General features: G+C 66.5%; 22 protein-coding genes. 15 read left to right on the top strand and 7 right to left on the bottom strand.

All coding sequences use genetic code 11. The features are described 5' to 3' along the window. Positions 1-25: 25 nt before the first annotated feature. The 4 genes from accB to SOM28_RS04875 form a co-directional block, all read right to left on the bottom strand. Positions 26-490: an acetyl-CoA carboxylase biotin carboxyl carrier protein gene (accB, locus tag SOM28_RS04890; RefSeq protein WP_123072004.1), complete on the bottom strand. Its 465-nt coding sequence runs from the start codon at positions 488-490 to the stop codon at positions 26-28. Positions 491-585: 95 nt separating this feature from the next. After that, the gene (gene aroQ, locus SOM28_RS04885; protein ID WP_123072005.1) at positions 586-1,017 is read right to left on the bottom strand and encodes a type II 3-dehydroquinate dehydratase; all 432 of its coding nucleotides are present in this window, start codon (positions 1,015-1,017) and stop codon (positions 586-588) included. A gap of 143 nt (positions 1,018-1,160) precedes the next feature. Continuing rightward, entirely contained in the window at positions 1,161-1,718 is a 558-nt protein-coding gene (locus SOM28_RS04880; protein WP_123072006.1) for a TlpA family protein disulfide reductase, read from the bottom strand. A gap of 3 nt (positions 1,719-1,721) precedes the next feature. Next, the gene (locus tag SOM28_RS04875; protein WP_320467404.1) at positions 1,722-2,357 is read right to left on the bottom strand and encodes a hypothetical protein; all 636 of its coding nucleotides are present in this window, start codon (positions 2,355-2,357) and stop codon (positions 1,722-1,724) included. An 89-nt stretch (positions 2,358-2,446) separates the two neighbouring features. Between SOM28_RS04875 and mpl the strand changes: the two genes are divergently transcribed. The 9 genes from mpl to SOM28_RS04830 all read left to right on the top strand — a co-directional run bounded on the left by mpl (position 2,447) and on the right by SOM28_RS04830 (position 11,866). Beyond that, positions 2,447-3,817: a UDP-N-acetylmuramate:L-alanyl-gamma-D-glutamyl-meso-diaminopimelate ligase gene (mpl, locus tag SOM28_RS04870; RefSeq protein ID WP_123072008.1), complete on the top strand. Its 1,371-nt coding sequence runs from the start codon at positions 2,447-2,449 to the stop codon at positions 3,815-3,817. Continuing rightward, positions 3,814-4,416 carry a YqiA/YcfP family alpha/beta fold hydrolase gene (locus tag SOM28_RS04865; protein WP_320467403.1) on the top strand — a complete coding sequence of 201 codons (603 nt, stop codon included), beginning with the start codon at positions 3,814-3,816 and terminating at the stop codon, positions 4,414-4,416. The genes mpl and SOM28_RS04865 overlap by 4 nt, the downstream gene beginning before the upstream one ends. Next, positions 4,413-5,003, top strand: coding sequence for a chorismate--pyruvate lyase family protein (locus SOM28_RS04860; RefSeq protein WP_320467402.1), 591 nt, complete (start codon positions 4,413-4,415; stop codon positions 5,001-5,003). Before SOM28_RS04865 ends, SOM28_RS04860 begins: the two co-directional genes overlap by 4 nt. Positions 5,004-5,005: 2 nt before the next feature. Beyond that, on the top strand, positions 5,006-7,048 hold the full coding sequence (locus tag SOM28_RS04855) for a ribonuclease catalytic domain-containing protein (RefSeq protein WP_123072011.1): 2,043 nt from the start codon (positions 5,006-5,008) through the stop codon (positions 7,046-7,048). Between the two features lie 243 nt (positions 7,049-7,291). Then, positions 7,292-8,149, top strand: a complete 858-nt coding sequence (locus SOM28_RS04850; RefSeq protein ID WP_320467826.1) for a TonB C-terminal domain-containing protein — start codon at positions 7,292-7,294, stop codon at positions 8,147-8,149. Beyond that, complete coding sequence (aroE, locus tag SOM28_RS04845; protein ID WP_320467401.1) at positions 8,146-8,961, top strand: shikimate dehydrogenase; 816 nt, start codon at positions 8,146-8,148, stop codon at positions 8,959-8,961. Before SOM28_RS04850 ends, aroE begins: the two co-directional genes overlap by 4 nt. Before the next feature lie 2 nt (positions 8,962-8,963). Beyond that, a complete protein-coding gene (gene mtgA / locus SOM28_RS04840; RefSeq protein ID WP_123072014.1) occupies positions 8,964-9,680 on the top strand; it encodes a monofunctional biosynthetic peptidoglycan transglycosylase in 717 nt (238 codons plus the stop codon). 108 nt (positions 9,681-9,788) lie between these two features. Continuing rightward, entirely contained in the window at positions 9,789-10,754 is a 966-nt protein-coding gene (gene corA, locus SOM28_RS04835; RefSeq protein ID WP_123072015.1) for a magnesium/cobalt transporter CorA, read from the top strand. Positions 10,755-10,900: 146 nt separating this feature from the next. After that, the gene (locus tag SOM28_RS04830; protein WP_320467400.1) at positions 10,901-11,866 is read left to right on the top strand and encodes a DUF4214 domain-containing protein; all 966 of its coding nucleotides are present in this window, start codon (positions 10,901-10,903) and stop codon (positions 11,864-11,866) included. A 22-nt stretch (positions 11,867-11,888) separates the two neighbouring features. On the opposite strand, the gene hemL is transcribed toward SOM28_RS04830, so the two are convergent. Further along, positions 11,889-13,184 carry a glutamate-1-semialdehyde 2,1-aminomutase gene (gene hemL, locus SOM28_RS04825; protein WP_320467399.1) on the bottom strand — a complete coding sequence of 432 codons (1,296 nt, stop codon included), beginning with the start codon at positions 13,182-13,184 and terminating at the stop codon, positions 11,889-11,891. 48 nt (positions 13,185-13,232) lie between these two features. After that, positions 13,233-14,042: a bifunctional hydroxymethylpyrimidine kinase/phosphomethylpyrimidine kinase gene (gene thiD / locus SOM28_RS04820; RefSeq protein ID WP_123072018.1), complete on the bottom strand. Its 810-nt coding sequence runs from the start codon at positions 14,040-14,042 to the stop codon at positions 13,233-13,235. Between the two features lie 98 nt (positions 14,043-14,140). Between thiD and SOM28_RS04815 the strand changes: the two genes are divergently transcribed. The 6 genes from SOM28_RS04815 (at position 14,141) to SOM28_RS04790 (ending at position 23,320) form a co-directional block, all read left to right on the top strand. Continuing rightward, the gene (locus SOM28_RS04815; RefSeq protein ID WP_123072063.1) at positions 14,141-14,293 is read left to right on the top strand and encodes a rubredoxin; all 153 of its coding nucleotides are present in this window, start codon (positions 14,141-14,143) and stop codon (positions 14,291-14,293) included. Positions 14,294-14,456: 163 nt separating this feature from the next. After that, entirely contained in the window at positions 14,457-14,852 is a 396-nt protein-coding gene (locus SOM28_RS04810) for a response regulator (protein WP_320467398.1), read from the top strand. 25 nt (positions 14,853-14,877) lie between these two features. Continuing rightward, a complete protein-coding gene (locus SOM28_RS04805; RefSeq protein ID WP_320467397.1) occupies positions 14,878-15,264 on the top strand; it encodes a response regulator in 387 nt (128 codons plus the stop codon). Beyond that, complete coding sequence (locus tag SOM28_RS04800; RefSeq protein ID WP_123072021.1) at positions 15,261-15,806, top strand: chemotaxis protein CheW; 546 nt, start codon at positions 15,261-15,263, stop codon at positions 15,804-15,806. The genes SOM28_RS04805 and SOM28_RS04800 overlap by 4 nt, the downstream gene beginning before the upstream one ends. Positions 15,807-15,855: 49 nt before the next feature. Then, positions 15,856-18,129 carry a methyl-accepting chemotaxis protein gene (locus SOM28_RS04795; protein WP_123072022.1) on the top strand — a complete coding sequence of 758 codons (2,274 nt, stop codon included), beginning with the start codon at positions 15,856-15,858 and terminating at the stop codon, positions 18,127-18,129. 7 nt (positions 18,130-18,136) lie between these two features. Continuing rightward, a complete protein-coding gene (locus SOM28_RS04790; RefSeq protein ID WP_320467396.1) occupies positions 18,137-23,320 on the top strand; it encodes an Hpt domain-containing protein in 5,184 nt (1,727 codons plus the stop codon). Here the strand turns inward: SOM28_RS04790 and SOM28_RS04785 are convergent. Then, entirely contained in the window at positions 23,310-24,764 is a 1,455-nt protein-coding gene (locus SOM28_RS04785) for a cryptochrome/photolyase family protein (protein WP_123072024.1), read from the bottom strand. The two genes, SOM28_RS04790 and SOM28_RS04785, sit on opposite strands and share 11 nt — an antisense overlap. Positions 24,765-24,925: the final 161 nt, after the last annotated feature.

Raw genomic sequence — 24,925 nt, 5'->3', positions numbered from 1 at the left:
CGCGCGGCCGGCTTGGAGAAGCAGATCAGCCGATCACGAACAGTGGCTGGCCGAATTCGACCGGCTGGCCGTTTTCCACGAGGATCTTGGTGACGGTGCCGGAGACATCGGCATCGATTTCGTTCAGGAGCTTCATCGCTTCGATGATGCACAGGGTGTCGCCTTCCTTGATGTTCGCGCCGACTTCGACGAAGGCGGCGGCGCCAGGCGCGGACGAACGGTAGAAGGTGCCGACCATCGGCGACTTGACCACGTGGCCGGTCGGTTCGGCGGCGACGGCCGGTGCGGCGGACGGCGCTGGCGCGGCTGCAGGAGCGGCCGGCGCCGAGTATTGCTGCACGCCCTGGTGCGGCAGCATGACCATCTGGTTCTGCGGGATTGCGGACGACTTGACGATGCGAACCTTGCTTTCGCCTTCGGTCACTTCGAGTTCGGCGATGTCCGATTCAGCGACCAGGTCGATCAAAGTCTTGAGTTTTCGTAGATCCATGTGAAACCCCTTGGAATTATTCGTTTTAGAGAGCAGACCGCTACTATCAGGATAGTCGAACGGCCGCTGTTACATGAAGTTGACGTAGATTAACGCTATTTAAGTGCGAAGTCGATGGCAAACCGATATCCGTCCGTCCCCAGCCCGCAGATCACGCCGCGCGCGATTCCAGACAAATAAGAATGGTGCCGGAAGGATTCGCGTTGGTGGATATTCGAAATATGCACCTCCACGAAGGGTATGGCCACCGAGGCGAACGCATCGCGCAGGGCTACGCTGGTATGGGTCAGGCCGCCAGGGTTGATGACGATGAAATCCACGCCCTCGCTGCGCGCGGCATGGATACGGTCGATCAACGCTCCCTCATGGTTGCTCTGGAAGTGTTCCAGTGCTGCGCCAGCTGCCTGGGCTTGTGCGACTGCCGCCTGCTCGATGTCGGCCAGTGTGGCCGTTCCGTACACCGCCGGTTCCCGCGTCCCCAATAAATTGAGGTTGGGGCCGTTCAGCAGCAGTAGCTTTTTCGCCATGGTGAGTGTCTGGTTGCCCGAAAGTCAGGCATTGTGCCGCCTAGCTCAGCTATTGGCAAGCGGTAAAATTGCCGGTCGATAGGAGGAGTTGGCGGCAGTTACAATCGTACGATCGTTCGTAATTTTGCCGTCCAAATCCCGGTTCACGTGCCCAGCTTGTCCAGGTCGGCGCGCAGTTCATCGAACTTCAGTTCGCCCAGATACGTCTTGATCACCTGCCCATCGGCGCCGATCAGTACCGTATACGGCAAGCCGCCATTCGTATTGCCGAACCCGCGAGACAGCTCGGTGCCGCCCATGCCGCCCACGTACAGCGGATAGGTGACGTTCATCTTGGCCGCGAACTCGCTCATATTGGTGGGCGAATCGATGCCGATGCCGATCACGTTGAAACGCTTGCCGCCATCTTCGCTCGCCAGGTGCATCAGTTCGGGCATCTCGCGCACGCAGGGACCGCACCAGGTGGCCCAGAAATTGACCAGCAGGGGCTTGCCCTTCCACTGGGCCAGCGGCTGCGGCTTGCCCTCGAGGTCGTTGAGCGACTGTGCATACAGGTTGACGGCCGGGTTGGTGACCTGGCCATCGTGGGCGACGGTGGTCGGCGCCACGGGAGCCGGTTTCTTGTAGACCGCCACCAGGGCGCCCATCACGCCGAACAGCGCGGCGACTGCCGCATACGCGGCCAGATGTTTCTTGTTCATTCGTCAGCTTTCACTGGGTTCACTCTTGTCGCCCGCCGCGATCAGCGCGCGCAGGCCGCTCATGTCGATGCGTTGCACACGGCCGTCGGCGCGCGGCTTGAGCGCGCCGCGCAGGTCTTGATACTCATACAGCTCGGCATGCACTGTTTCCTTCATCCAGGAGAAGGTCACGGTCTCGACCGGCGCATGGCGGCCCCCCTTGAAATGCGGGGTTTCCGAAATGTCGATATTAACATTACGGTTGAGCAAGTAGATTTCTACCTCTTTGGCACTGTCGGCGAACAACTGAAGATGGATGTCGTCATGCTCGCCCGCGGTGCCGTTGAGGACGGCGCCGGTGAGATAGGGATGGAAGTCGGCCAGCGCTTCCATCACCTGCAGCGCGGTGGCGCGCAGGTGGGCCAGGCGTTCGGTGTGGGCGGCGCCGCCGAACAGGGCCAGGTATTTACGCACCTCGTCCTCGATCTGCCCGTCGTCGGGCAGCATATTCGGTTTCGGCGGGGTGACGCCCAGCACCTGGCGGGCGGCCTTGCGGCGGGCGGTATCGAGATCGGCGCCGTCCTGCGCGATCATGCGCGCAGCGGACAGGGCGATCTCGTTACGCAACTGGAGGAGATCGTTGTTCAGATTCGGCATCATGCCTGGGATCATACTCTTGAACGGAAAATGACAGCGGCTCGGGTAGAATCGCGTATTCGTCCATTCATTATTGGCTAGACATTCTCTCCATGCACATTCATATCCTCGGCATCTGCGGCACCTTCATGGGCGGCCTGGCCGTCCTGGCCAAGGAGGCGGGCCACCGCGTAACCGGTTGCGACGCCAATGTCTATCCTCCGATGAGCACCCAGCTGGAAGCCCAGGGGATCGAACTGATCCAGGGCTATGGCCCGGAACAGGTGGCGCTGAATCCCGACCTGTATGTGATCGGCAATGTCATGACGCGTGGCAATCCGCTGATCGAAGAGATCCTGAACCGCGGCCTGCCGTATGTCTCGGGCCCGCAGTGGATCGGCGAACACATCTTGCGCGAAAAATGGGTCCTGGCCGTGGCCGGCACGCACGGCAAGACCACGACCACCTCGATGCTGGCCTGGATCCTGGAAGACGCGGGCTATGCGCCGGGCTTCCTGATTGGCGGCGTGCCGATGAATTTCGGCGTCTCGGCGCGCCTGCATGGCGACCAGCCGAGCGACTTCTTCGTGATCGAGGCCGACGAATACGACACTGCCTTCTTCGACAAGCGCAGCAAGTTCGTGCACTACCACGCCAAGACCGCGGTGCTGAATAACCTGGAATACGACCACGCCGACATCTTCCCCGACATCGGCGCCATCGAGACCCAGTTCCACCACCTGGTGCGCACCGTGCCGGGCGTGGGCCGGCTGGTCGTGAATGGCGATGAAGCGTCGATCGGCCGCGTGCTCAAGCGCGGCTGCTGGAGCGACAAGGAAAGTTTCGGTTCGGCCGACGGCGTCGACTGGAATATGGTCGAGCATCCTGGCGGCGCCAGTTTCGACGTCCTGTTCAAGGGCGAGCTGCAGGGCACCGTGCACTGGGACCTGAGCGGCAAGCACAACCGCTCGAACGCGCTGGCCGCGATCGCCGCCGCGCGCCACGTCGGCGTGCCCGTCGCCCAGGCCATCGAGTCGCTGGCGCGCTTCCAGAACGTCAAGCGCCGCATGGAAGTGCGCGGCGTGGTCAATAACATCACCGTGGTCGACGACTTCGCCCACCATCCGACGGCGATCGCGACCACGGTCGGCGGCCTGCGCCAGAAGCTGGGCACGGGCGGGCGCATCCTGGCCGTGCTCGAGCCCCGTTCGAACACGATGAAGCTGGGCGCCATGAAGGATGCGCTGCCGGGCAGCCTGAAGGATGCCGACCTGGTGTTCGGCTTCGGCAGCCAGCAGGCGCTGGGCTGGTCGCTGGCCGACGCCCTGAAACCGCTGGGCAAGATCGCGCACAGCTTCGACCAGATCGACTATATGGTGCAGGCCATCGTGCAACAGGCGCAGCCGGGCGACCACATCCTGGTGATGAGCAATGGCGGCTTCGGCGGCGTGCACCAGAAACTGCTGGACGCGCTGGCGCCATGAGTTCGGCCCCGTACCTGCTGTACCTGCACGGCTTTCGCTCCTCGCCGCGCTCGTTCAAGGCGCGCGTGGTGCAGGACAGGCTCGAGCAGGCAGGGCTGGCGGAACGCCTGATCTGCCCGCAGCTGCCAGCGTCACCGAAGGCGGCGATGGATCTTGCACTGGAACTGGCCGAACCCCACGCGCCAGGCAATTTGTCCATCGTCGGCTCGTCGCTGGGCGGCTTTTATGCGACCTGGCTGGCCGAACGCCTGGGCGTGCGCGCGGCCGTCATCAACCCTTCCGTCGACCCGACCCGCAACCTGTCCAAGCACGTCGGCGTGACCACGGCCTGGCATTCGGAAGAGCCGTTCGAGTTTCGCCAGGAATACGTCGACGAGCTGGTCGCGCTGCGCACCGCGCACATCACCCGCCCCGAGCGTTATTTCTTGCTGGCCGCGACCGGCGACGAAGTGCTGGACTACCGCGATATGGTGGCCCACTATGCAGGAGCGCGCCAGCACGTGATCGAGGGCAGCGACCACGCGATCCCGGAATTCGCGCAGTATGTGGATGAAGTATTGGCGTTCTGCGGCTTTGGCCCGGTGGACGCGGCGCAGTGAACGGCAAGTCTTTACGCCTGGCTGCCTGGCAGCCGCATGCGCGCGCGGTGCGTGCGCCGGAAGGCATGCACGACTGGCTGCTCACGCCCGGTTCGCTGACGGCGCGCCTGGTGTCCAGCAGCGCCGCCTTCCGCGTGCGCCGCCTGCACCAGCGCAGCGCCACCTGCCTTGCGGACGAGGCGCAGGCGATTGGCCTGGCGCGTCCTCAGCGGGCGTGGGAGCGCGAAGTGCTGCTGGAGTGCGACGGCAAGCCGGTGGTGTTCGCCCACACGGTGGTGCCGATGGATTGCGACGCCACCGATTGGCCGCTGTTCTCGGCGCTGGGCGAGCGCTCGCTGGGCACCACGCTGTTCTACGATCCGCTGGTGCGACGTGGGCAACTGGAATTTGCGCGCCTGTCTGCCGACCATCCGCTGGTGCGCCGTGCGCACGCGGCGCTCGGCAAGCAGGGCGACACTGACACGACTATTTATTACGCGCGGCGCTGCGTCTATCGCCGCCGTCAAGGCCTGCTCCTGGTCACCGAGGTATTCTTGCCCGCGGTACTGGAATTGGGAGCGGCCGCAACCATGAAGAACATACTGTAAATATGAACGTATTTTTTGAGGAATCGGGCGACTTCAAGGTCGGCGCCATCCTGTCGCAAGCAGGCGAAGCCTATCAGGTGGAGCTGCCGAGCGGTAAGCGCACCAAGGTCAAGACGCGCGACGTGCTGCTGCAGTTCGAGAAACCCGAGCCGCAAGCCCTGCTGGACGCGGCCAAGGCAATCGTCGCCGAAGTCGATCTCGATTTCCTGTGGGAAGTCGCGGGCGAAGAAGAATTCGGCTTCGCCGAGCTGGGCGCCGAGTATTTCGGCCACGCGCCGCTGCCGCACGAAGCGGCCGGCCTGGTGCTGGCCCTGCATGGCTCGCCCATCTATTTCTACAAGAAGGGCCGTGGCCGCTACAAGGCGGCGCCGGAACAGTCGCTGAAGGCGGCGCTGGCCGGCATCGAAAAGAAAAAGCAGCAGGCCATCGTCCAGGCCGGCTATGTGGAAGAGCTGAAAGCAGGCAAGCTGCCCGCTTCGATGCAGCAGATCGTGCACCAGCTGCTGTTCAAGCCCGACAAGAACACCATCGAATACAAGGCCTTCGAGACCGCCGCCAACGAACTGCAGACTAGCGCGCCGCGCCTGATGCTGGACGTCGGCGGCCTGGCCTCGCCCAAAGAGCTGCACATGGGCCGCTTCCTGTTCGAGCACTTCCCGCGCGGCGCCGGTTTCGCGCCCGTGGAGATCCCGAAAGCCCCGGGCGACCTGCCGCTGGCCAATGTTGCCGCCTTCTCGATCGACGACGTCACCACCACCGAGATCGACGATGCCTTCTCGGTCGTGCATCTGGACGACGGCAGCGTGCAGGTCGGCATCCACATCGCGGCGCCGGGCCTGGGCATTCGTCCGGACGACGCGATCGACAAGATCGCCCGCGCGCGCATGTCGACCGTGTATATGCCGGGCGACAAGATCACGATGCTGCCGGACGAGGTGGTCAATGCCTTCACCCTGGCCGAGGGCAACGATTGCCCGGCCCTGTCGCTGTACGCCGTGCTCGATCCGAGCGACTGGAGCGTCAAGTCGACCACGACGCGCGCCGAGCGCGTGCCGGTCAAGAACAATCTGCGCCACAACGACCTCGATCACGTGGTCAATGAAGAGACGCTGGAAAGCGGCGAGGGCGACTATCCGCACAAGGAAGAGCTGGGCCTGCTGTGGAAGTGGGCGCTGCAGCTGGAAGCGGGCCGCATGAAGAAGCGCGAAGCCTTCGGCCTCAAGCCGGAACAGGCGAACCGGGTCGACTTCAATTTCTACGTCGAGGACGACGTGGTCTCGATCGTGCGCCGCAAGCGCGGCGCGCCGCTGGACAAGATCGTGGCCGAGCTGATGATCTTCGCCAACAGCACCTGGGGCAAGCTGCTGCACGACTCGGGCGTGCCGGGCATCTATCGCTCGCAGACGCCGGGCGCCGGCGGCTGGGCCGCCAAGATGCAGGTGCGCATGGTCACGCACGCGGCGCCGCACCAGGGCCTGGGCGTGGACCAGTACGCCTGGAGCACCTCGCCGCTGCGCCGCTACACCGACCTGGTCAACCAGTGGCAGATCCTGGCCGCCGCCGAGCACGGCGTGACGGCGCCGCTGGTGGCCCCCTTTAAACACCGCGATGCGACCCTGTTCGCGATCGTCTCGAGCTTCGACGCCGCGTACGCGGCCTATAACGACTTCCAGCAGAATATGGAGCGCTACTGGTGCCTGCGCTGGCTGGGACAAGAGAACGTGAAACAGGCCGAGGCCGTCGTGCTCAAGGACGAACTGGTGCGCCTGGTCGACGTGCCGCTGGTGGTGCGCCTGACCGGCATGCCGCAGGTGGCGCGCGGCGCCCAGGTGAAACTCGACATCGTGCGTTGGGACGAGATCGAACTGAACCTCGAAGCGCGCCTGCTCGAGGTAGCGTCGGCCGAGCCGGATGCGTCGCTCGACTACGAGGAAGAAGCGGACACCGGCGAAGCGGCGGTGGCCGAGGTGGTCGAGGCCGAGGGTGCGGTGGCGGCGGTCGATACCGGGGATGCGCCGCAGCCGGCGCCGGCGTCGGCGCAATAGATTCGCGCTGCGCGCGAATGGGAGAGAATACTTGGGTTCCCGCCCTCGCCGGGCGCCTTGGCGGGAACCTAAGGCACCCACCGAAGCCGCCCAAGTTGTCGAACCAACCACATCCCTCCACACCCGTATTTTTCACCCTCCCTCATCCGTTCGTGCCGGGTTAGAATGGATCAATTCTCTGATTCAATTGCCCCACCAGGCCACCCGTAGCGCGTGAAGTCCTTTCTCCAAAACCGTCCCCTGATGATCGCCCTGGCCGTATCGGTGGCAGCCCACGCGGGCCTGCTGGCGCTGCGGTTCGCTGCGCCGGAGGCTTTCCGTCACCAGCCGGCCGATCCCGGACTGGAAGTGGTGCTGGTCAACGCCAAGCACGACCGGGCGCCAGCCAAGGCCGACGCGCTGGCCCAGGCCAACCTGGACGGTGGCGGCACGGCGGAGGCGGGCCGCGCCAAGTCGCCGCTGCCCGACCTGCGCAAGGTCGAAGATGGCGACAGCATCAAGGCCCTGCAGCGCCGCATCGCCGAATTGGAGCGCCTGCAGCAGAACGTGCTGACGCGTGCCCGCGGCGGCGGCAATTTCACCGCGCCGCCGGTCACCGAGCGCGAAAAGCCCGATCCGACCCGCACCGGCAACGACAATCTCGACACCACACGCGCCATCTCGCGCACCAGCGCCGAGATCTTCGAGCGCATCGAGGAAGAAAACCGCCGCCCCAAGCGCACGCAAATTACGCCCAGCACGCGCCAGGTCGGCTACGCGCTGTACTACAAGTCGATGCAGAAGCGCATCGAGGAAGTCGGCACGCTGAACTTCCCGCAGCAGGCCGGCCGCAAGCTGTATGGCGACCTGGTGGTCTACATCCCCGTGTTCCAGGACGGCACCCTGTACCTGGGCGATGGCGGCCCGCGCATCGAGCGCAGCTCGGGCAACCCGGCCCTCGACAAGGCCGCGCTCGAGATCGTGCGCCGCTCGGCCCCGTTCGGCGCCTTCCCGGCCAATATGCGCACCGAGGGCAAGGACGACCTGTGGGAAGTGTTTACCCGTTTCCGTTTCACCCGTGAGGACAAGATGCAGGCAACCCTTGGAGAAGCCGCCAAATGAGCGACCGCTATTGCGTCATCGGCAATCCGATCGCACACAGCAAATCCCCGCAGATCCACGCCGCCTACGCGCTGCAGACCGGCCAGGATCTGGCGTATGAACGCTGCCTGGCGCCACTGGACGGCTTCGAGGCCACCGTGCGGCGCCTGGTCGCCGAAGGTTATCGGGGCGCCAACGTCACGCTGCCGTTCAAGCTCGACGCGGCGCGGCTGGCGACCCGGTTGGCGCCGCGCGCCCAGGCCGCCGGCGCCGTGAACACCCTGATCTTCGACCATGGCGAGATCGTCGGCGACAACACCGACGGCCCCGGCCTGGTGGCCGACATCGTGCGCAATGCCGGCGTGCCGTTGGCCGGCAAGCGCATCCTTTTGCTGGGCGCCGGCGGCGCCGCGCGCGGCGCGCTGCTGCCGCTGCTGACGGAAAATCCGCGCCAGATCGTCATCGCCAACCGCACGCTGGCGACCGCCGAACGGCTGGCGGCCGATTTCGCGGCGCACGCCGACCGCCTGGCGGTGAGCGGTTTCGCCGACGTGGAGGGCGGCTTCGACGTGGTCATCAACGCCACCTCGGCCAGCCTGGCGGCCGATATTCCCCCGGTGCCGTCATCCGTATTCGGCCCCGGCGTGCTGGCGCTGGACATGATGTACGGGAAGGAGCCGACCGTGTTCATGGACTTCGCGGCTAGTCATGGCGCCAGCGTGCGCGACGGCCTGGGCATGCTGGTCGAGCAGGCGGCCGAGGCTTTCCTGCTATGGCGCGGCGTGCGTCCCGACACGGGCGAGGTCCTTGCAACGATGCGCCAGGCAGGCTGACCATGGCCAAGTCGCGCAAGACCGCGCCGACCGGGCGCCGTTGGATCAAGTGGATCTTCCTGGCCCCGCTGCTGCTGGTGCTGCTGGTCCAGCTGTATTTCTTTGCGATGGTGTGCTGGTATTCGCAATTCAACCCCGGCTCGACCAGCTTCATGCGCGAGCAGCTGTCCCAGCTGCGTGAAAAGAATCCGAACGCGACCCTCAAGCACCAGTGGGTGCCGTACGAGCGCATCTCGCGCAACCTGAAGCGCGCGGTGGTGGCGTCGGAAGACGCCAACTTCAGCGTGCACAATGGCGTGGACTGGGAAGGCATCGAGCGCGCCTACGAGCGCAATAACCGGCGCAGCAAGGTGGTCGGCGGCGGCTCGACCATTACCCAGCAACTGGCCAAGAACCTGTTCCTGTCCGGCTCGCGCAGCTATGTGCGCAAGGGGCAGGAGCTGGTGATCGCCTTCATGCTCGAGACGGTGATGAGCAAGGAGCGCATCCTCGAGCTCTACCTGAATGTGGTCGAGTATGGCCGCGGCGTGTTCGGCGCGGAAGCTGCTGCGCGCTACTACTACAAGACGTCGGCGGCCAAGCTGAACCCGGCCCAGGCCGCCCGGCTGGCGGTAATGCTGCCCAATCCGCGCTACTACGACAAGCACGGCACGACCAATTATCTGCAGCGCCGCACCAATGCGATCATGCGCCAGATGCGTTTCGCCGACGTTCCCTGATGCGAAATTGTCGTTACTGAGTTGGCTCAGTGCACGGCGAACGGTTACACTTGCGCTACTTTCCGACCCGGCTAGAGATTTGCAAGAACAGCGAACGAGACCCAGCGCATGATCAACGTATTTGTCCTACAGAATGGCCGCCTGAACCAGGCAACGATCGCTTCCCGGGAAGACCTGGAAAACGTCGCGCCGGTCTGGGTCGACCTGACCGATCCGGACGAAGAAGAGCGCACCTGGGTCAAGTCCAAGTATGGCGTCACCCTGCCGGGCGAGGACGAAGTGCAGGACATCGAAGCCTCGGCGCGCTACTACGAGGCCGAAAACGGCGACCTGCACCTGCGCACCGACTTTTTGCTCGAGGAAGAAGACGGCCCATCTCGCGTTGTGACGGTGGCCTTCATCCTGTCCGGCAAAATCCTGTTCTCGGTCCATAACGACGACCTGCCCGTGTTTCGCCTGGTGCGCATGCGCGCGCGTTCGCGGCCCGGCTCGATCGAAGACTATATGGACGTGCTGCTCGACCTGTACGCGACCGACGCCGAGTACTCGGCCGACGCGCTGGAAGGCATCTACGAAAGCCTCGAAGAAGTCTCGACCCGCGTGCTGCAGAAGGAATTCACCGACAATGACGCCGCCGCCGCGCTGAACGCCATCGCGCACGAGGAAGACTTGAACGGCCGCATCCGCCGCAATATGATGGACACGCGGCGTGCGGTCAGCTTCCTGATGCGCGGCCGGCTGCTGAACTCGGACCAGTTCGAGGAAGCGCGCCAGATCCTGCGCGACATCGAGTCGCTCGACGGCCACACTTCCTTCCTGTTCGACAAGGTGAACTTCCTGATGGACGCCACCGTCGGCTTCATCAACATCAACCAGAACAAGATCATCAAGATCTTCTCGGTGGCCTCGGTCGCCTTCCTGCCGCCGACCCTGATCGCCAGCCTGTACGGCATGAACTTCGCCCTGATGCCGGAACTGAACTGGCGCTTCGGCTATCCGTTCGCGATCGCCCTGATGGCGGCCAGCGCGGTGGCGCCGTTGCTGTATTTCCGCCGCCGCGGTTGGCTGAAATAAGACACTGCCCACGCCTATTTCAATATTTGGCTGGCAAGAATTCGAGATTCCCGACGGCAAGGCTTTTATAATCGGCCCACGCCTTACCCAGTACGCATCAGTCCGTGCTGGAACCCGTCTTCCATCTCCCGTCCCGACTTCTTGCCATGTCCGATAGCCAAACCATTCGTTCCTTCGGCGGTCCACGCCTGGTGGCCAGTTCGCATCCCGACGGCGCCGCCGGCGTCCGGGTCACGGACACCAGCATCGTCCTGACCTTCGACACCCAGATCGCGGTCGACCGCTATGCCGTCACCGTCACCGATGCCAGCGGCTACATGCTGCGCCAGGAATACGGCATGCGCGGCGTCGCCGGCGCCAAGGCGGTCGGCAACCAGCTGTTCATCAAGCCGGAGGGATTCTTCAAGCCGGGCAGCTATACGATCGAATTGCCGAACGGGTCGGTGACCGACCTGGCCGGCAATGCGTATGCGGGGCCGCAGCGCCTGACGTTCGACACCGTGTCCGCGCTGTACACGGGCACGGCCGGCAACGACCTGCTGGCCGGCGGGCGCGGCGCGCGCGTCGATGGCGGCGCCGGCATCGACACCGCGCAATATGCCGGTTTCTGGGGCGAATACACGATCGGAAAGCAGGGCGACGCGTTCACGGTGAGCCACGGACGGGCCGGCGCGGTCGACACCCTGGCCGGGGTCGAGCGCCTGCTGTTCGAGGAACGCGCGATCGCGCTCGATATCGACGGCAACGGCGGCCAGGCCTACCGCCTGTACCGCGCGGCCTTCGACCGCGAGCCGGACCACACCGGCGTCGGCTACTGGATCGGGGCGCTGGACCGCGGCGCCAGCCTGGACGTCGTCGCCAGCGCCTTCCTGGGCAGCGCCGAATTCCAGGACCTGTATGGCAGCGCGCTGGACGACGCGCAGCTGGTGGGCCAGCTGTACAAGAACATCCTGCACCGGGCGCCCGACCAGGGCGGCTTCGATTACTGGGTGGGCCGCCTCGGCGAAGGACTGGAGCGCGAGAAGCTGCTGGTCTCGTTCAGCGAATCGCCGGAAAACGTGGACGCGACGGCGGACCTGGTCGCCTACGGCTTCACCTACCAGCCGTACTGACCGGGTCGCCGGCGCTGGCGCCTCAGATCCGCTTGAACACGCGGCGCGCCGCTTCGATCGTCTCGTCGATGACGGCGTCGTCGTGCTGGATCGACACGAAACCCGCTTCGAACATGGCCGGCGCGAAGTACACGCCTTCTTCCAGCATGCCGTGGAAGAAGCGGTTGAAGCGCTCCTTGTCGCCCGCCATCATTTCGCTATAGCTGCCCGGCACGTCCTTCGAAAAGTAGAATCCGAACATGCCGCCCACCGAGTCGCCGCAGAAATCGATGCCGGCTTCTTGCGCCGCTGCGGTCAGGCCCGTCACCAGGCGATCCGCCGTCGCGGTCAGCTTTTCATAAAAGCCGTCTTCCTGGATCAGCTTCAGGGTGGTCATGCCGGCCGCCACCGCCACCGGATTGCCCGACAGCGTGCCGGCCTGGTACACCGGGCCGATCGGGGCCATCTTCTGCATCAGGTCCGCGCGTCCGCCGAAGGCGGCCACCGGCATGCCGCCGCCGATCACCTTGCCCAGCGCGGTCAGGTCGGGGGTGATGCCGTACATGCCCTGGGCGCCTTCGAGACCCACGCGGAAGCCGCACATCACCTCGTCGAAGATCAGCACCGCGCCATGTTCGGTGCACAGTTCGCGCATGCGCTGCAGGAATTCCGGGGTGGCGCGGATCAGGTTCATATTGCCGGCCACCGGCTCTACGATCACGCAGGCGATGGTGTCGCCCATCGAGGCGAAGGCGTCTTCCAGCTGCGGCACGTTGTTATAGTCGAGCACCAGGGTGTGCTTCACGAAGTCTTCCGGCACGCCGGCCGAGGTCGGGTTGCCGAAGGTGAGCAGGCCGCTGCCGGCCTTCACCAGCAGCGAATCGGCGTGGCCGTGGTAGCAGCCTTCGAATTTGACGATCTTGTCGCGGCCGGTAGCGCCGCGCGCCAGGCGCAGCGCGCTCATGGTCGCCTCGGTGCCGGACGAGACCAGGCGCACCTGTTCGATCGACGGCAGCAGGCGGCAGATTTCCTCGGCGATCTCGATCTCGCCCTCGGTCGGCGCGCCGAACGACAGGCCATTCTCGGCCGCGGCCTGCACCGCCTTCACCACTTCGGGACGGGCGTGGCCCAGGATGGCCGGGCCCCAGGAACCGATGTAGTCGATGTAGCGCTTGCCGTCGGCATCCCAGAAATGTGGACCCTTGGCGCGTTCGATGAAGCGCGGGGTGCCGCCCACCGAGCGGAAGGCGCGCACCGGCGAATTGACGCCGCCGGGGGTCGATTGCTGGGCGCGGGCGAACAGGGTGTCGTTGCGCGAGGTGGTGTGTTCAGTGGTCATGATCGATGCTTCGTGAATGAAAAGAACCCGTCCGCGCGCTACGCGTGACTACGGACGGAAGAATTTACTGGGAATGAACTTGCCCATGCCGAAGCGCTGCGCATGCTCGAGCGCGCCGGTGGTGTACTCCTGGGCCAGGGCCAGCGCCTGCGGCGCGTCCATGCCGCGCGCCAGGCAGGCGGTGAAGGCGGCCGAATAGGTGTTGCCGGCGCCCAGGAAGGGGCCGGGCAGGTGCTGCCAGTCGACCCGCGCGACTTCGCCGCTGGCGTCATACAGGCGGTTCGAGCAGGCGCCGTGTTCGTCGCGGCTGCCGGTCACCAGCACGTAATGCAGGCCGCTCGAGGTGAGTTCGGCCACGTCTTCCTCGAAGTCGCCGTCCTTGCCGTCGGCGCCATCGCGCCACAGCTCGGCCATGCGGCCCAGTTCGGACTGCGACAAAATCAGCGCGGTGGCCTGCGGCGCCAGGATCGAGCGCAGCGCGGACAGCATTTCCTCGTCGCCCAGGCCGGCGTCGGGCAGGGCCGACAGGAAGGGATCGAGGACCAGCGGCGCGTCCGGGTAGTCGGACACGATCTCGGCGATCGCGGCCAGGTGCAGGGCCGAACCGACGGCGCCGACCTTGAAGGCGGCGATCGGCATGTCTTCCAGCAAGGTGCGCGCCTGCTCGGCCATCCAGTCGCTGTCGAGCTCGTACATATTCTCGATGCGTGCGCTGTCCGAGACCAGCAGGCCGGCGATGGCCGACAGCCCGTGGCACCCGAGGGCGGCGAATGCGGCGCAATCCGCCTGCACGCCGATGGCGCCGACAGGATCGCAGACGCCGAAGCTCAGGATGAGGGGGAACGTTTGGTTTTGCACGTCGGGTAGATTAAGATGCCGGATTCCGATTCCACATTTTACTAGATACAAGGACCAATACTGTGAGTACCGAATCCACCGCGCCTTTCCAGACCTGGATGTGCCTGATTTGTGGCTGGGTCTACGACGAGGCTACCGGTTCGCCCGACGACGGCATCGCTCCCGGTACGCGCTGGGCCGACGTTCCGATGAACTGGACTTGCCCGGAGTGCGGCGCGCGCAAGGACGACTTCGAAATGACGATGATCTGAACCTCGAGCCATGCAATAAAGATCACAATGTGATCAGCTTGATAATGGCATCTCGGCCACTTCCGGGATGCCATGTTACGGGGTAGTTGACTCCCTGCAACACTTTGCGCACAAGAAAGATGCGCTGTGCTATCGTGGAGCTTCAAGCCGAAGTGAAACGAAAATGACGACATCGCCGCAATCCACGGCCCTGACCATCATGGTAATCGACGACAGCAGCACGATCCGCCGCTCCGCCGAGATTTTCCTGAACCAGGCCGGTTACCAGGTGGTGTTGGCCGATGACGGCTTCGACGCCCTGGCCAAGATCAACGACCATCATCCGGCGTTGGTGTTCTGCGACATCCTGATGCCGCGCCTGGACGGTTACCAGACCTGCGCCCTGATCAAGAAGAGCGCCCGCTTTCGCGCGACGCCGGTGCTGATGCTGTCGTCCAAGGATGGCCTGTTCGACCGCGCGCGCGGCGCGATGGTCGGCGCCAGCGCCTATCTCACCAAGCCCTTTACCAAAGACAGCCTGCTGGCGGCCGTGCGCGAGCATGCCATGTCCCAGGCCTGACCTATCTACCGAGCCGGAGCCGTAAGTGGCCATCAACAAGATCCTCATCGTCGACGATTCCCCGACCGAACGCCTGTACCTGACCGACATCCTGGTGAAGAACGGCTTTGCCGTCAGCACCGCCGTGAACGGCGACGAAGCGATCGAGCGCATCCGCGCCGAACGTCCCGAACTGATCCTCATGGACGTGGTCATGCCGGGCGCCAACGGCTTCCAGGTCACGCGCGCCATCGCGCGCGACCCGGAGCTGGCGGCGCTGCCGGTCATCATCTGCAGCAGCAAGAACCAGGAAACTGACCGCATCTGGGGCCTGCGCCAGGGCGCGAAGGATTACCTGGTCAAGCCGGTCGATCCCGAGCGCCTGCTGGCCAGCATCGCGGCCCTGGCGACTGCCGGCGGCGTGAACGCATGACGGTCGCTGCGGGCGACGGCGGCGAGAGTGACGAGGGCGGTCGGCGCGATCCCGCGGCTCGCCGTACCCGCCTGCGCCTGTATCAGGAGCAGTTGCTGGAAAAGATGCAGGCGGCCAAAACCGGCGCCGGCGCCAGCGCCGGCCAATTGGGCCTGGCGATAGGCGCCACGCGCTACCTGGTCGATCTGCTCGAGGCCGGCGAGATCGTCGCGCCCCCGCCCCTGACCGCCGTCCCGCTGACCCAGCCCTGGTACCTGGGCCTGGCCAATGTGCGCGGCAGCCTGCTGGGCGTGATCGACCTGGCGCGCTACCTGGGCGAGGAAGCAGCGCCCGATGGCCCCGCGACGCCGCGCCTGGTGGTGTTCGCACCCCATCTCGGCTTCAACTGCGCCTTGCTCGCTTCGAATGTCTATGGACTGCGCCAGGCCAGCGCGATGGAACGCGCCGGCGACGCCCTGCGCGACGCCGACGGCAACACCTGGACGCCGCTGTCGCTCGCGGCGCTGGTGCGGGAAGAGCGTTTCCTCCGGGTCGCAGGCTAACTCGCACGCTAACAACAAACACACTCACAGCAGGAAACAGGGAGCAGCAATGGGATTCGCTTCGAAACTGACCACGAACTTCTTCGCGAAGGGCGACGCCGCCCTGGAGCCGGCGCCGGCCGGCGAGTCCCCTTCGGCGCCGCACCCGGATGCGGGCGGTTCGGCTACCGCGGCCGCGCGCCGGCTCGGAGGCTTTCGCAGCCGCAGCGCAAGCGAGGCGCTGGCGGCGGAAAGCGCCGGCGACCTGCGCGCCGCCCCGATCGGCGCGCAGTTCCAGCCCAGCCGCCTGAACCTGCTGCTGGGCGCCTTCATCGGCGGCGTGCTGCTGACCATGCTGGCGGCCTGGCAGAACTCGGCGCACGACGCGCGCCTGGCCGGCCAGAGCCAGGTGACCGGCGACGCCGTGATGCACTCCCAGCGTTTCGCCAAGGCGGCGCCGATCGCGCTGCGCGGCGATGCCGCCGCCTTCGACCAGCTCGAAGACAGCCGCACCCAGCTGGGCCGCGAACTGGACCTGCTGGCGCGCGGCGGCCTGTCGCCGACCGGCCGCATCCCGGCCGCCAGCGGCCCGCGCGCGGAAGAACTGCAAAAAGCGATCGTGCTGTGGAACGCCTCGTCCAAGGCCGCCGCCAGCATCATCGCCAACAAGCGCAACCTGCTGGCCTTCGGCGTCAGCCTGCGCCAGTATGAAGAGGTGGGGCCAGAGCTGACCGCGATCGCCGAGCGTTTGCAAAAGGACGCGTCGAGCGACGCCCGGCGCCAGGTGGCGGCGCTGAGCATGCAGTCGCTGGCCCAGCGCCTGTCGGCCGGCACCCAGACCTTCACCACCCCGGGCTCGGCCCAGAACGCGGTGACCTACATCATGGGCGACATCGAGTCGCTGCGCGCGATCGTCGACGGCCTGCTCGACGGCGGCGGCAAGCTGGGCCTGGCGCCGCTGACCGACCTCGAACAGCGCATGCGCCTGGCGCGCACCCGCGACAGCTTCGACGAGTACGTCAAGACCATCACTCCGCTGCTGGGCAATCTCACCAACTACGCCAGCGCGCGCGCCGCCGAGCGCGTGATCTCGCGCGACAGCGAACAGCTGCGCGTCATGCTGGCCAAGCTGCACGGAGACTATCAACGCGACCAGGCCGGCACCAGCGGCTGGTTCTGGCTGACGGTCGCCGCCGCCCTGTTCACCCTGGTGGCGGCACTGGGCATCTCGCGCGCCATGCTGCAGGATGCCGCGTCCCGTGCGCGCGCCGCCGAGGAACGCCGCCGCGAAGCGGAAGCGATGCGCCAGCTGGCCCAGGCCAAGGAAGAAGAAGCCAAGGCCACCAATGACCAGAACCAGGCCGCGATTTTGCGCCTGATGAACGAGCTGCAAGAGGTGGCCGACGGCGACCTGACGGTGCAGGCCACGGTGTCGGAAGACATCACCGGCGCGATTGCCGACTCGGTCAATTACACGGTCGAGGAATTGCGTGAGCTGGTGGTGCGCGTCATCAAGACCTCGGAACAGGTGGCGCGCGCCTCGAACGGTGCGCAGCAGGTCTCGAGCGAGCTGCTGGGCGCGGCCGAGCGCCAGTCGCGCGAGATCCAGGAAGCGTCCAGCACCACCATGAAACTGGCCGGCCTGATCACCGACGTGTCACGTTCGGCCCTCGAATCGGCCAGCGTGGCGCGCCAGTCGGTGGCAGCGGCGGAGCAGGGCGCGACCGCGGTGCAGAACGCGATCGAAGGCATGCAGGAGATCCGCGAGCAGATCCAGGAAACCTCGAAGCGCATCAAGCGCCTGGGCGAATCCTCGCAGGAGATCGGCGAGATCACCGAACTCATTTCGGACATTACCGAGCAGACCAACGTGCTGGCGCTGAACGCCGCGATCCAGGCCGCGTCGGCCGGCGAGGCCGGTCGCGGCTTCTCGGTGGTGGCCGAAGAGGTGCAGCGCCTGGCGGAACGCTCGGGCGATGCGGCGAAACAGATCGGCGCGCTGGTGCGCACCATCCAGACCGACACCCACGACGCGGTGGCGGCCATGGAAAAATCGACCCAGGGCGTGGTCGAGGGCGCGCGCCTGTCGGACGCCGCCGGCGCCGCGCTGTCGGACATCTCGCGCGTGTCGAACCGCCTCGGTGAACTGATCGGCGACATGTCGACCGCCACCGAGCGCCAGGCTACCAAGGCCACCGGCGTGGCCGACAAGATGCAGGAGATCCTGTCCGTGACCGAACATACCCAGCAAGGTACCCGCCAGACCGCGCAGTCGATTCATGAACTGGCCTCCCTGGCCCAGGAGCTCAAGGATTCGGTGTCGCGCTTCCGCGTGGTATCCTGAGCGGCCCATGGCTACCCCGAGTCCGACCTTGCAACGTTCCAGCTTCGACACCGGCCCGCTGTCCTGGGTTATCGGCGAAATCCGCGACGCCCTGGCGCGCGCCTCCACCGCCTTGCGCGAGGCCGCCGGACGTTCGCCGGAGGCTCAGCCGACCCTGCTGCTGCACGCCAAGACCCATCTGCACCAGGCGCACGGCGCCCTGCAACTGGTCGACGTCGAGGGTGTCGGGGTGTACACCGGCGCGGCCGAGGCGGTGCTCGATGGCTTCAAGAATGGGGAACTGCCATGCACGCCGGATAGCGTGCAGGTGTTGCTGGACGCCTTCGGGGCGCTCGGCGAATACCTCGACGAACTGCTGGCCGGCATGCCGCAACAGCCGGCGCGCCTGTTCCCGTATTACCGCGACATGGTCGAGCGCCAGGGCGAGCGCAAGGTGCATCCGTCCGACCTGATGCCGCTCGACCTGTCGGTGCTGCCCGAGCTACCGGCGCCGGAAGGTGACGGCGGGCTTGACGTCGCGGCCTGCCGTGGTCGATTCGAAAAAGCCTTATTGCCCTACCTGAAGGCCGAGGATGACGCCGGACGCCAGATCCACGCCGCCGACCTGGTGGCCGCGATCGCGCCGATCGCAGCGACACAGGACGAGCCGCGCGTGCGCCTGTTCTGGCAGGCGATGCATGCCTTCGCCACCGTGGTGGCCGACGGCCAGGTCGAGAGCGATCTCTATATCAAGCAGCTGTTCGGCCAGGTCAATCTGCAATTGCGGCGCCTGGTGAAGGGCGAGACGGACGCGCCCGAGGCGATGCTGCGCGACACGCTGTTCTTTATCGCCGCCGCGCGCGAACCGGGACCGGAGGCGCGCGCGCTGCGCCAGGCCCTGGGCCTGGATGGCGCCGTGCCGCCCGATTATGCCGAGCGCCGTTACGGCAAGCTCGACCCGCAAGCGCTGCAAGAGGCGCGCGAAGCGCTGGCGCGCACCAAGTCGGACTGGGACCGCATCGCCGGCGAGGGCAAGCCCGACGCCCAGGTCGAGAGCGACTTCAACGACGCGCTGGCGCGCCTGGCCGGCGCCAGCGAAAAGCTGGGCGCCCCCGCGCTGGCCCAGCTGCTGCGCGAACTGGGCCGCGCGGCCAGCGACTCGGTGCAGTCGGGCCGCGACGACCAGTTCGGGCTCGAGATGGCGGCCGCCATGCTGTTCGTCGAGAATGGCCTGGACCAGCTGCGCCAGCTGCCCGACGATTTCTCTGAGAATGCCGAAGCCGTCGGCGCGCGCCTGCTGGCGCTGGCCGCCGGCGAGACGCCGCCCGACGCCCCGCACTGGCAGGGCGAGCTGGCGCGCCAGATCCAGCAGGGGCAGACCGTGGCCGTGCTGGCGAACGAGGTCAAGGCCGGCCTGCGCCAGATCGAGAAGCTGCTCGACGACTATTACGACGACCCATCGAAGCGCCAGGTGCTCGAGCAGGCGGCGCCAATCCTGCACCAGTTGCAGGGGGCGTTCGCCATCCTCGACCAGGACCAGGCGGTGCTGGCCGTGCGCCACGTCGAGGAATCGGTGCGCGCCTTGGCCGCCAGCGAGGCCGACGTGACCAACCAGCACGCCTCGCTGCACAATATCGCCCAGAATATCGGCGCGCTCGGATTCTTCGCCGACCTGCTGGCCCAGGACGCCGAGGCCGCGCGCGGCCGCTTCACCTTCGACCTCGACAAGCTGCTGCTGCGCGAGCTGCCGTTCGAGTTCGTCGAGGCGCCGGCCGAGGCCGCGCCGGTGGCCGAGTCGGCGGAGGAGATCGCGAACGGCGTCGACGCCGAACTGCTCGGCATCTTCATCGCCGAAGCGCAGGAAGTGCTGGCCTTCGTGGTCGAGACGCTGCCGCGCGCGGCCGACGAGCCGTCCAACCAGGAAATCCTGACCCAGCTGCGCCGCGCCTTCCATACGCTCAAGGGCAGCAGCCGCATGGTGGACCTGGAGGCCTTCGCCGCCACCGCCGCCGCCATCGAACGGGTGATGAACGTGTGGCTGGCCGACGGCCGCTCGGCCACCGCCGACCTGCTGGCCCTGCTGGCCCATGCCTATGCCGAACTCGATGCCTGGGTGGCCGAGCTGGCCGCCGGCCGCACGCCTGAGCGCGATGGGGCGGCGCTGATCGAGGCCGCCGCGCGGGTGCAGGAGGGCGGACCGTTCGAGCCGCTGGGCGATGAGCCACTGGTGCTGGACGACATCATCGAAGCGCCGGCGCTCGACGACATTCCGCTGCTCGACGAGCAGTTGGAAATGCCGGGCGACGATGGCGTGAAGCGCGTCGGCGACCTGGCCATCCCGCAGGCCTTGCACGACGTCTACCTGGGCGAAACCGAGACCCTGTGCGCCACCCTGGAGCAGGCTTTCGGCGCGCTGCGCCGTGGCCTGGACAAACAGGTGGTGCAGGACGCGGTGACGGCGGCGCATACCTTGTCGGGCACCTCGGCCACGGTCGGCTACGGCGCCCTGCGCGACCTCGCGCACGAGCTGGAGACGACGCTCGAGAAGCTGGCGGCGCCGGGCACCAGGCTCGAGGACGCCCAGTTCGAGCTGTTCGATGCGACCCTGTCGCGCATGCGCACCATGCTGCAGGTGTTCACCCTGGGCGAGCTGGCCCCTGGCCAGCCCGACCTGGTGGAACAGCTGGCGGCGCTGCGCGAGCGCCTGGCCAGCCAGCAGGCGGCGGCCTTGTATGGCGAGGCCGATCCGGCCCTGGCCAGCCAGCTCGACGCGCTGTTCGCGGCCGCCTACGAGCAGTTGCTGGCCGCGCCGCCCGCATTCGAAGCGCGCCAGGCGCCAGAGGCTGCGCCGAAACCGGCCGTGAAGGACGACGTCGACGACCTGTTCGATTCCTTCCTCGACGATGCCTTCGCCGCGCCGCCAGCCGATTTTGTGGCCGTCACCCCTGACGAAGCGGTGCTGGCTGAAGCGGCCGCGGAACCCATGCCAGAGGCCGAACCGGAGCCGGAGCCCGAACTGGTCGGCGCCAGCTTTGCCGACGAGATCGACCCGGACCTGCTGCCGGTATTCCTGGAGGAGGCGGCGGACCTGTTGCCGCGCATCGGCCACGACCTGCGCCAGTGGCAGCAGGAGCCGACCAATACCGCGATCGCGCAGGGCATGCAGCGCGACCTGCACACGGTCAAGGGCAGCGCGCGCATGGCCGGCGCGATGCGCCTGGGCCAGCACGCGCACGAGCTGGAAACCCAGATCGAGAACATGGTCCACGCCGGCACGTCCACCTTGCCGGCCACCGCCTTCGACGAGCTGCTGGCCAACTACGACGCGGCGATGCTGCTGTTCGAGGCCTTGCAGCAACCGGCCGGGGCGCAAGCCGCACCGGAGCAGGCGCAGGCACACTTGCCGGCGCCGGCCGAGCCGGTCCGTTCGCCGCTGGTGCGGGTGCGCGCCGACATCCTCGACCGCGTGGTGAACCAGGCCGGCGAGGTGTCGATCACGCGCTCGCGCCTGGAAAACCAGATGGGCGCGCTCAAGGGTTCGCTGGGCGACTTCTCGGACAACGTGGCGCGCCTGCGGCGCCAGCTGCGCGAGATCGAGATGCAGGCCGAATCGCAGATCGCCTCGAAGCTGTCGATCTCGGGCGAGCGCGAATTCGATCCGCTCGAATTCGACCGCTTCACGCGCCTGCAGGAACTGACGCGCATGCTGGCCGAGAGCGTCGATGACGTCGCCTCATTCCAGGAAAGCCTGGCGCGCACGGTCGACGGCGCCAACGAGGAACTGGCCAGCCAGGCGCGCATGACGCGCGACCTGCAGCGCGACCTGATGCGGGTGCGGATGGTGCCGTTCGCCAGCCTGTCGGAACGCCTGTTCCGCGTCGCGCGCCAGACCGCCAAGGAAACCGACAAGCGCGTCAACCTCGACATCCGCGGCGGCGCCGTGGAGATCGACCGCGGCGTGCTGGAACAGATGGCCGCTCCCTTCGAACACCTGCTGCGGAATGCGATCGTGCACGGCATCGAGCCGCGCGCGGCGCGCCAGGAGGCGGGCAAGGCCGAGACGGGAGAACTGCTGGTGCAGGTCAGCCAGCACGGCAACGAAGTCATGATCGTGTTCGGCGACGACGGCGCCGGCCTGGACCTGGAGCGCATCCGCGCCAAGGCGCAGGCCAACGGCCTGCTGGAGGGCGGCGAAGACGCCTCCGACCAGGACGTGACGGAACTGATCTTCGAGCCCGGTTTCTCGACGGCGGACACGCTGACCGAGCTGGCAGGCCGCGGCGTCGGCATGGACGTGGTGCGTTCCGAAGCCCAGGCGCTGGGCGGACGGGTGGCCGTCGTGTCCGAGCCGGGGCAGGGCGCGCGCTTCACGATCACGCTGCCGCTGACACTTGCTGTCGCCCAGGTGGTGCTGGTGACGGCCGGCGGGCGCACGCATGCGGTGCCGTCGACCCTGGTCGAGCGGGTGGAGCAGGTGCGCGCGCTGGACCTGGCGGCGGCGATCGAGGCCGGCAGCATTTCCCTGGCCGGCGCGACGCTGGCGCTGCATGCCTTGCCCGCCCTGCTGGGCGAAGACGAGGACGAGCGCACCGCGAGCCAGCGCTCGACGCCGGTGCTGGTGCTGAACGGCGGCGCCAGCCGCATCGCGCTGCGCGTGGACGAGGTGCTGGGCAACCGCGAGGTGGTGGTCAAGAACATCGGCCCGCAGCTGTCGCGGGTGCCGGGCATCGCCGGCGCGACGGTGCTGGGCTCGGGCGAGATCGTCCTGATCCTCGATCCGCTGGCGCTGGCCCAGCAGCCGCAGGCCGCCGCCCAGGTGAAGAAGGACGTGGCTCGCCAGGTGCGGCGCCCGACCGTGATGGTGGTCGACGACTCGCTGACGGTGCGCCGCGTGACCCAGCGCCTGCTGGAGCGCGAAGGCTATCGCGTGCAGCTGGCCAAGGACGGCGTCGAGGCGCTCGAACTCATTGCGCAGGGCGCGCCCGACCTGATGCTGGTCGATATCGAGATGCCGCGCATGGACGGTTACGACCTGACGCGCAATGTGCGCGGCAACGAGGCCACGAAAGACATCCCGATCGTCATGATCACCTCGCGCACGGCGGACAAGCACCGCAACGTGGCGCTGGGGCTGGGTGTGAATGCCTATTACGGCAAGCCGTATCAGGAACCGGTGCTGCTGGCGGCGATCGAAGAGCTGCTCAAACGCTGACGGCTTTTTTCACCACCGCAAACCGCTCCAGCGTCCTCCTGCGCGCCGCGTCGTGGTCCACGACCGGCGCCGGATAATCCTGGCCCAACACCACGCCGCGCTCGGCCAGCACTTCCGGCTTGACCAGCCATGGCGCGTGGACCTGCTTGCCGTCGAGCTTTGCCAGTTGCGGCAGGTAGCGCCGGATGAATTCCCCGCGCGCGTCGAAGCGCGTCGACTGCGTCACCGGATTGAAGATCCTGAACCAGGGCTGGGCATCGCAGCCAGTCGACGCCGCCCATTGCCAGCCGCCGTTGTTCGAAGCCAGCTCGTAGTCGTTCAGCTTCAGGGCGAAATAGCGCTCGCCGCGGCGCCAGTCGATGCCGAGGTCCTTGGTGAGGAAGCTGGCCGTCACCATGCGCAGCCGGTTGTGCATGAAACCGGTGGTGTTCAGCTGGACCATGGCGGCATCGACCAGCGGATAGCCGGTGCGGCCCTCGCACCAGGCGGCGAACAACGCATCGGCGTCCGGGCCAATGTCCCACTGCACCGCGTCGAAGGCCGGCTTGAAGGAGCGCTCGACCACGTGCGGGTTCTGGGACAGCACCATCGCATAGAAGTCGCGCCAGATGAGTTCGGACAGCCATACCGAGGCGCCAGTGCCGCCCGCGCCCGACAGCATCAATTGCCGGGCCGTGCGCACCAAATGGCGGATCGAGGTGGTGCCGAAGCGCAGGTGGGTCGACAACCGCGACGTGCCATCCTCGGCCGGGAAGTCGCGCGCGCGGCCGTAGTCGGCGATGTCTTCGACGAAGGCTTCGAACAAGGCTTCGGCCCCTTCCATCCCGGCCGGCAGCGGCGGTTCGCCGGACTCGAAGCCGATGTCTTCCAGCGCGGGCAGGGCCGGCGCTGACGCAGGCGGCGCGAACGCATGCGCATAGGCGTCGATCGGATACGCCGCCAGCGTCTCGGGATGCGCCGCCAGCCGCTTGAGCCAGGCGTTCTTGTAGGGCGTAAACACCGAGTACGGCTGTCCCGCCAGGGTCAGCACTTCATCCTTCTCGAAGATGACCTGGTCCTTGTACGAGTGAAAGGCGCGGCCCTGCGCTGCCAGCTGCTGCGCCACGTCGGTGTCGCGCGCGATCGCCAGCGGTTCATAGTCGGCACAGGTATGCACCGCATCGACGCCGAGTTCATTCGCCAGCGCAAGAACCTCATCCCGGGCGCTGCCATGGCGCACGATGAGGTAGCCTCCAAGACGACGCAATTCCTCATCCAGGCTGGCCAGACTGGCGTGAATGAAACGCAGGCGCCGATCGTCGCGCGGCAAGCCGTCGAGGATGTCGGTGTCATACACGAAGACACAGAACACCTGTTGCGAACAGCGCAAGGCGTGGTGCAGGGCGGCGTGGTCGAATGCGCGCAGGTCGCGCCGGAACCAGACTAAAGACTTGCTCAAATTCATCACTGTGTGCAGGGTCAAGGCGGGAGCAGATTTTACTGTCTAGGATCGGATCGTGGTGTGCGCGTCGTGATGGTTCCGAGGGTCCTGCGGCCAAATGGGTGTAAACTAGGGAAAAGCGTAACGTTGTGCTGCAGAACGTTGGCAGTCGATCATGTTTTAAC

Origin of the sequence: Massilia sp. CFBP9026, from assembly GCF_034045165.1 — a bacterium.
Lineage (GTDB): Bacteria > Pseudomonadota > Gammaproteobacteria > Burkholderiales > Burkholderiaceae_D > Telluria > Telluria arenae.
Note: the sequence above shows the minus strand (reverse complement) of the source record. Positions and strands in the feature narration are given on the sequence as shown.

Bases quoted from the DNA above. Each gene is read 5' to 3' on its own strand.
- SOM28_RS04865 (WP_320467403.1), top strand. From the start codon at position 3,814: ATGAGTTCGGCCCCGTACCTGCTGTACCTGCACGGCTTTCGCTCCTCG.
- SOM28_RS04785 (WP_123072024.1), bottom strand. From the start codon at position 24,764: ATGAATTTGAGCAAGTCTTTAGTCTGGTTCCGGCGCGACCTGCGCGCA.
- mpl (WP_123072008.1), top strand. From the start codon at position 2,447: ATGCACATTCATATCCTCGGCATCTGCGGCACCTTCATGGGCGGCCTG.
- accB (WP_123072004.1), bottom strand. From the start codon at position 490: ATGGATCTACGAAAACTCAAGACTTTGATCGACCTGGTCGCTGAATCG.
- SOM28_RS04850 (WP_320467826.1), top strand. From the start codon at position 7,292: ATGATCGCCCTGGCCGTATCGGTGGCAGCCCACGCGGGCCTGCTGGCG.
- SOM28_RS04875 (WP_320467404.1), bottom strand. From the start codon at position 2,357: ATGATGCCGAATCTGAACAACGATCTCCTCCAGTTGCGTAACGAGATC.
- SOM28_RS04810 (WP_320467398.1), top strand. From the start codon at position 14,457: ATGACGACATCGCCGCAATCCACGGCCCTGACCATCATGGTAATCGAC.
- aroQ (WP_123072005.1), bottom strand. From the start codon at position 1,017: ATGGCGAAAAAGCTACTGCTGCTGAACGGCCCCAACCTCAATTTATTG.
- hemL (WP_320467399.1), bottom strand. From the start codon at position 13,184: ATGACCACTGAACACACCACCTCGCGCAACGACACCCTGTTCGCCCGC.
- aroE (WP_320467401.1), top strand. From the start codon at position 8,146: ATGAGCGACCGCTATTGCGTCATCGGCAATCCGATCGCACACAGCAAA.
- SOM28_RS04790 (WP_320467396.1), top strand. From the start codon at position 18,137: ATGGCTACCCCGAGTCCGACCTTGCAACGTTCCAGCTTCGACACCGGC.
- SOM28_RS04830 (WP_320467400.1), top strand. From the start codon at position 10,901: ATGTCCGATAGCCAAACCATTCGTTCCTTCGGCGGTCCACGCCTGGTG.
- SOM28_RS04800 (WP_123072021.1), top strand. From the start codon at position 15,261: ATGACGGTCGCTGCGGGCGACGGCGGCGAGAGTGACGAGGGCGGTCGG.
- SOM28_RS04815 (WP_123072063.1), top strand. From the start codon at position 14,141: ATGTGCCTGATTTGTGGCTGGGTCTACGACGAGGCTACCGGTTCGCCC.
- corA (WP_123072015.1), top strand. From the start codon at position 9,789: ATGATCAACGTATTTGTCCTACAGAATGGCCGCCTGAACCAGGCAACG.
- SOM28_RS04880 (WP_123072006.1), bottom strand. From the start codon at position 1,718: ATGAACAAGAAACATCTGGCCGCGTATGCGGCAGTCGCCGCGCTGTTC.
- SOM28_RS04795 (WP_123072022.1), top strand. From the start codon at position 15,856: ATGGGATTCGCTTCGAAACTGACCACGAACTTCTTCGCGAAGGGCGAC.
- SOM28_RS04855 (WP_123072011.1), top strand. From the start codon at position 5,006: ATGAACGTATTTTTTGAGGAATCGGGCGACTTCAAGGTCGGCGCCATC.
- mtgA (WP_123072014.1), top strand. From the start codon at position 8,964: ATGGCCAAGTCGCGCAAGACCGCGCCGACCGGGCGCCGTTGGATCAAG.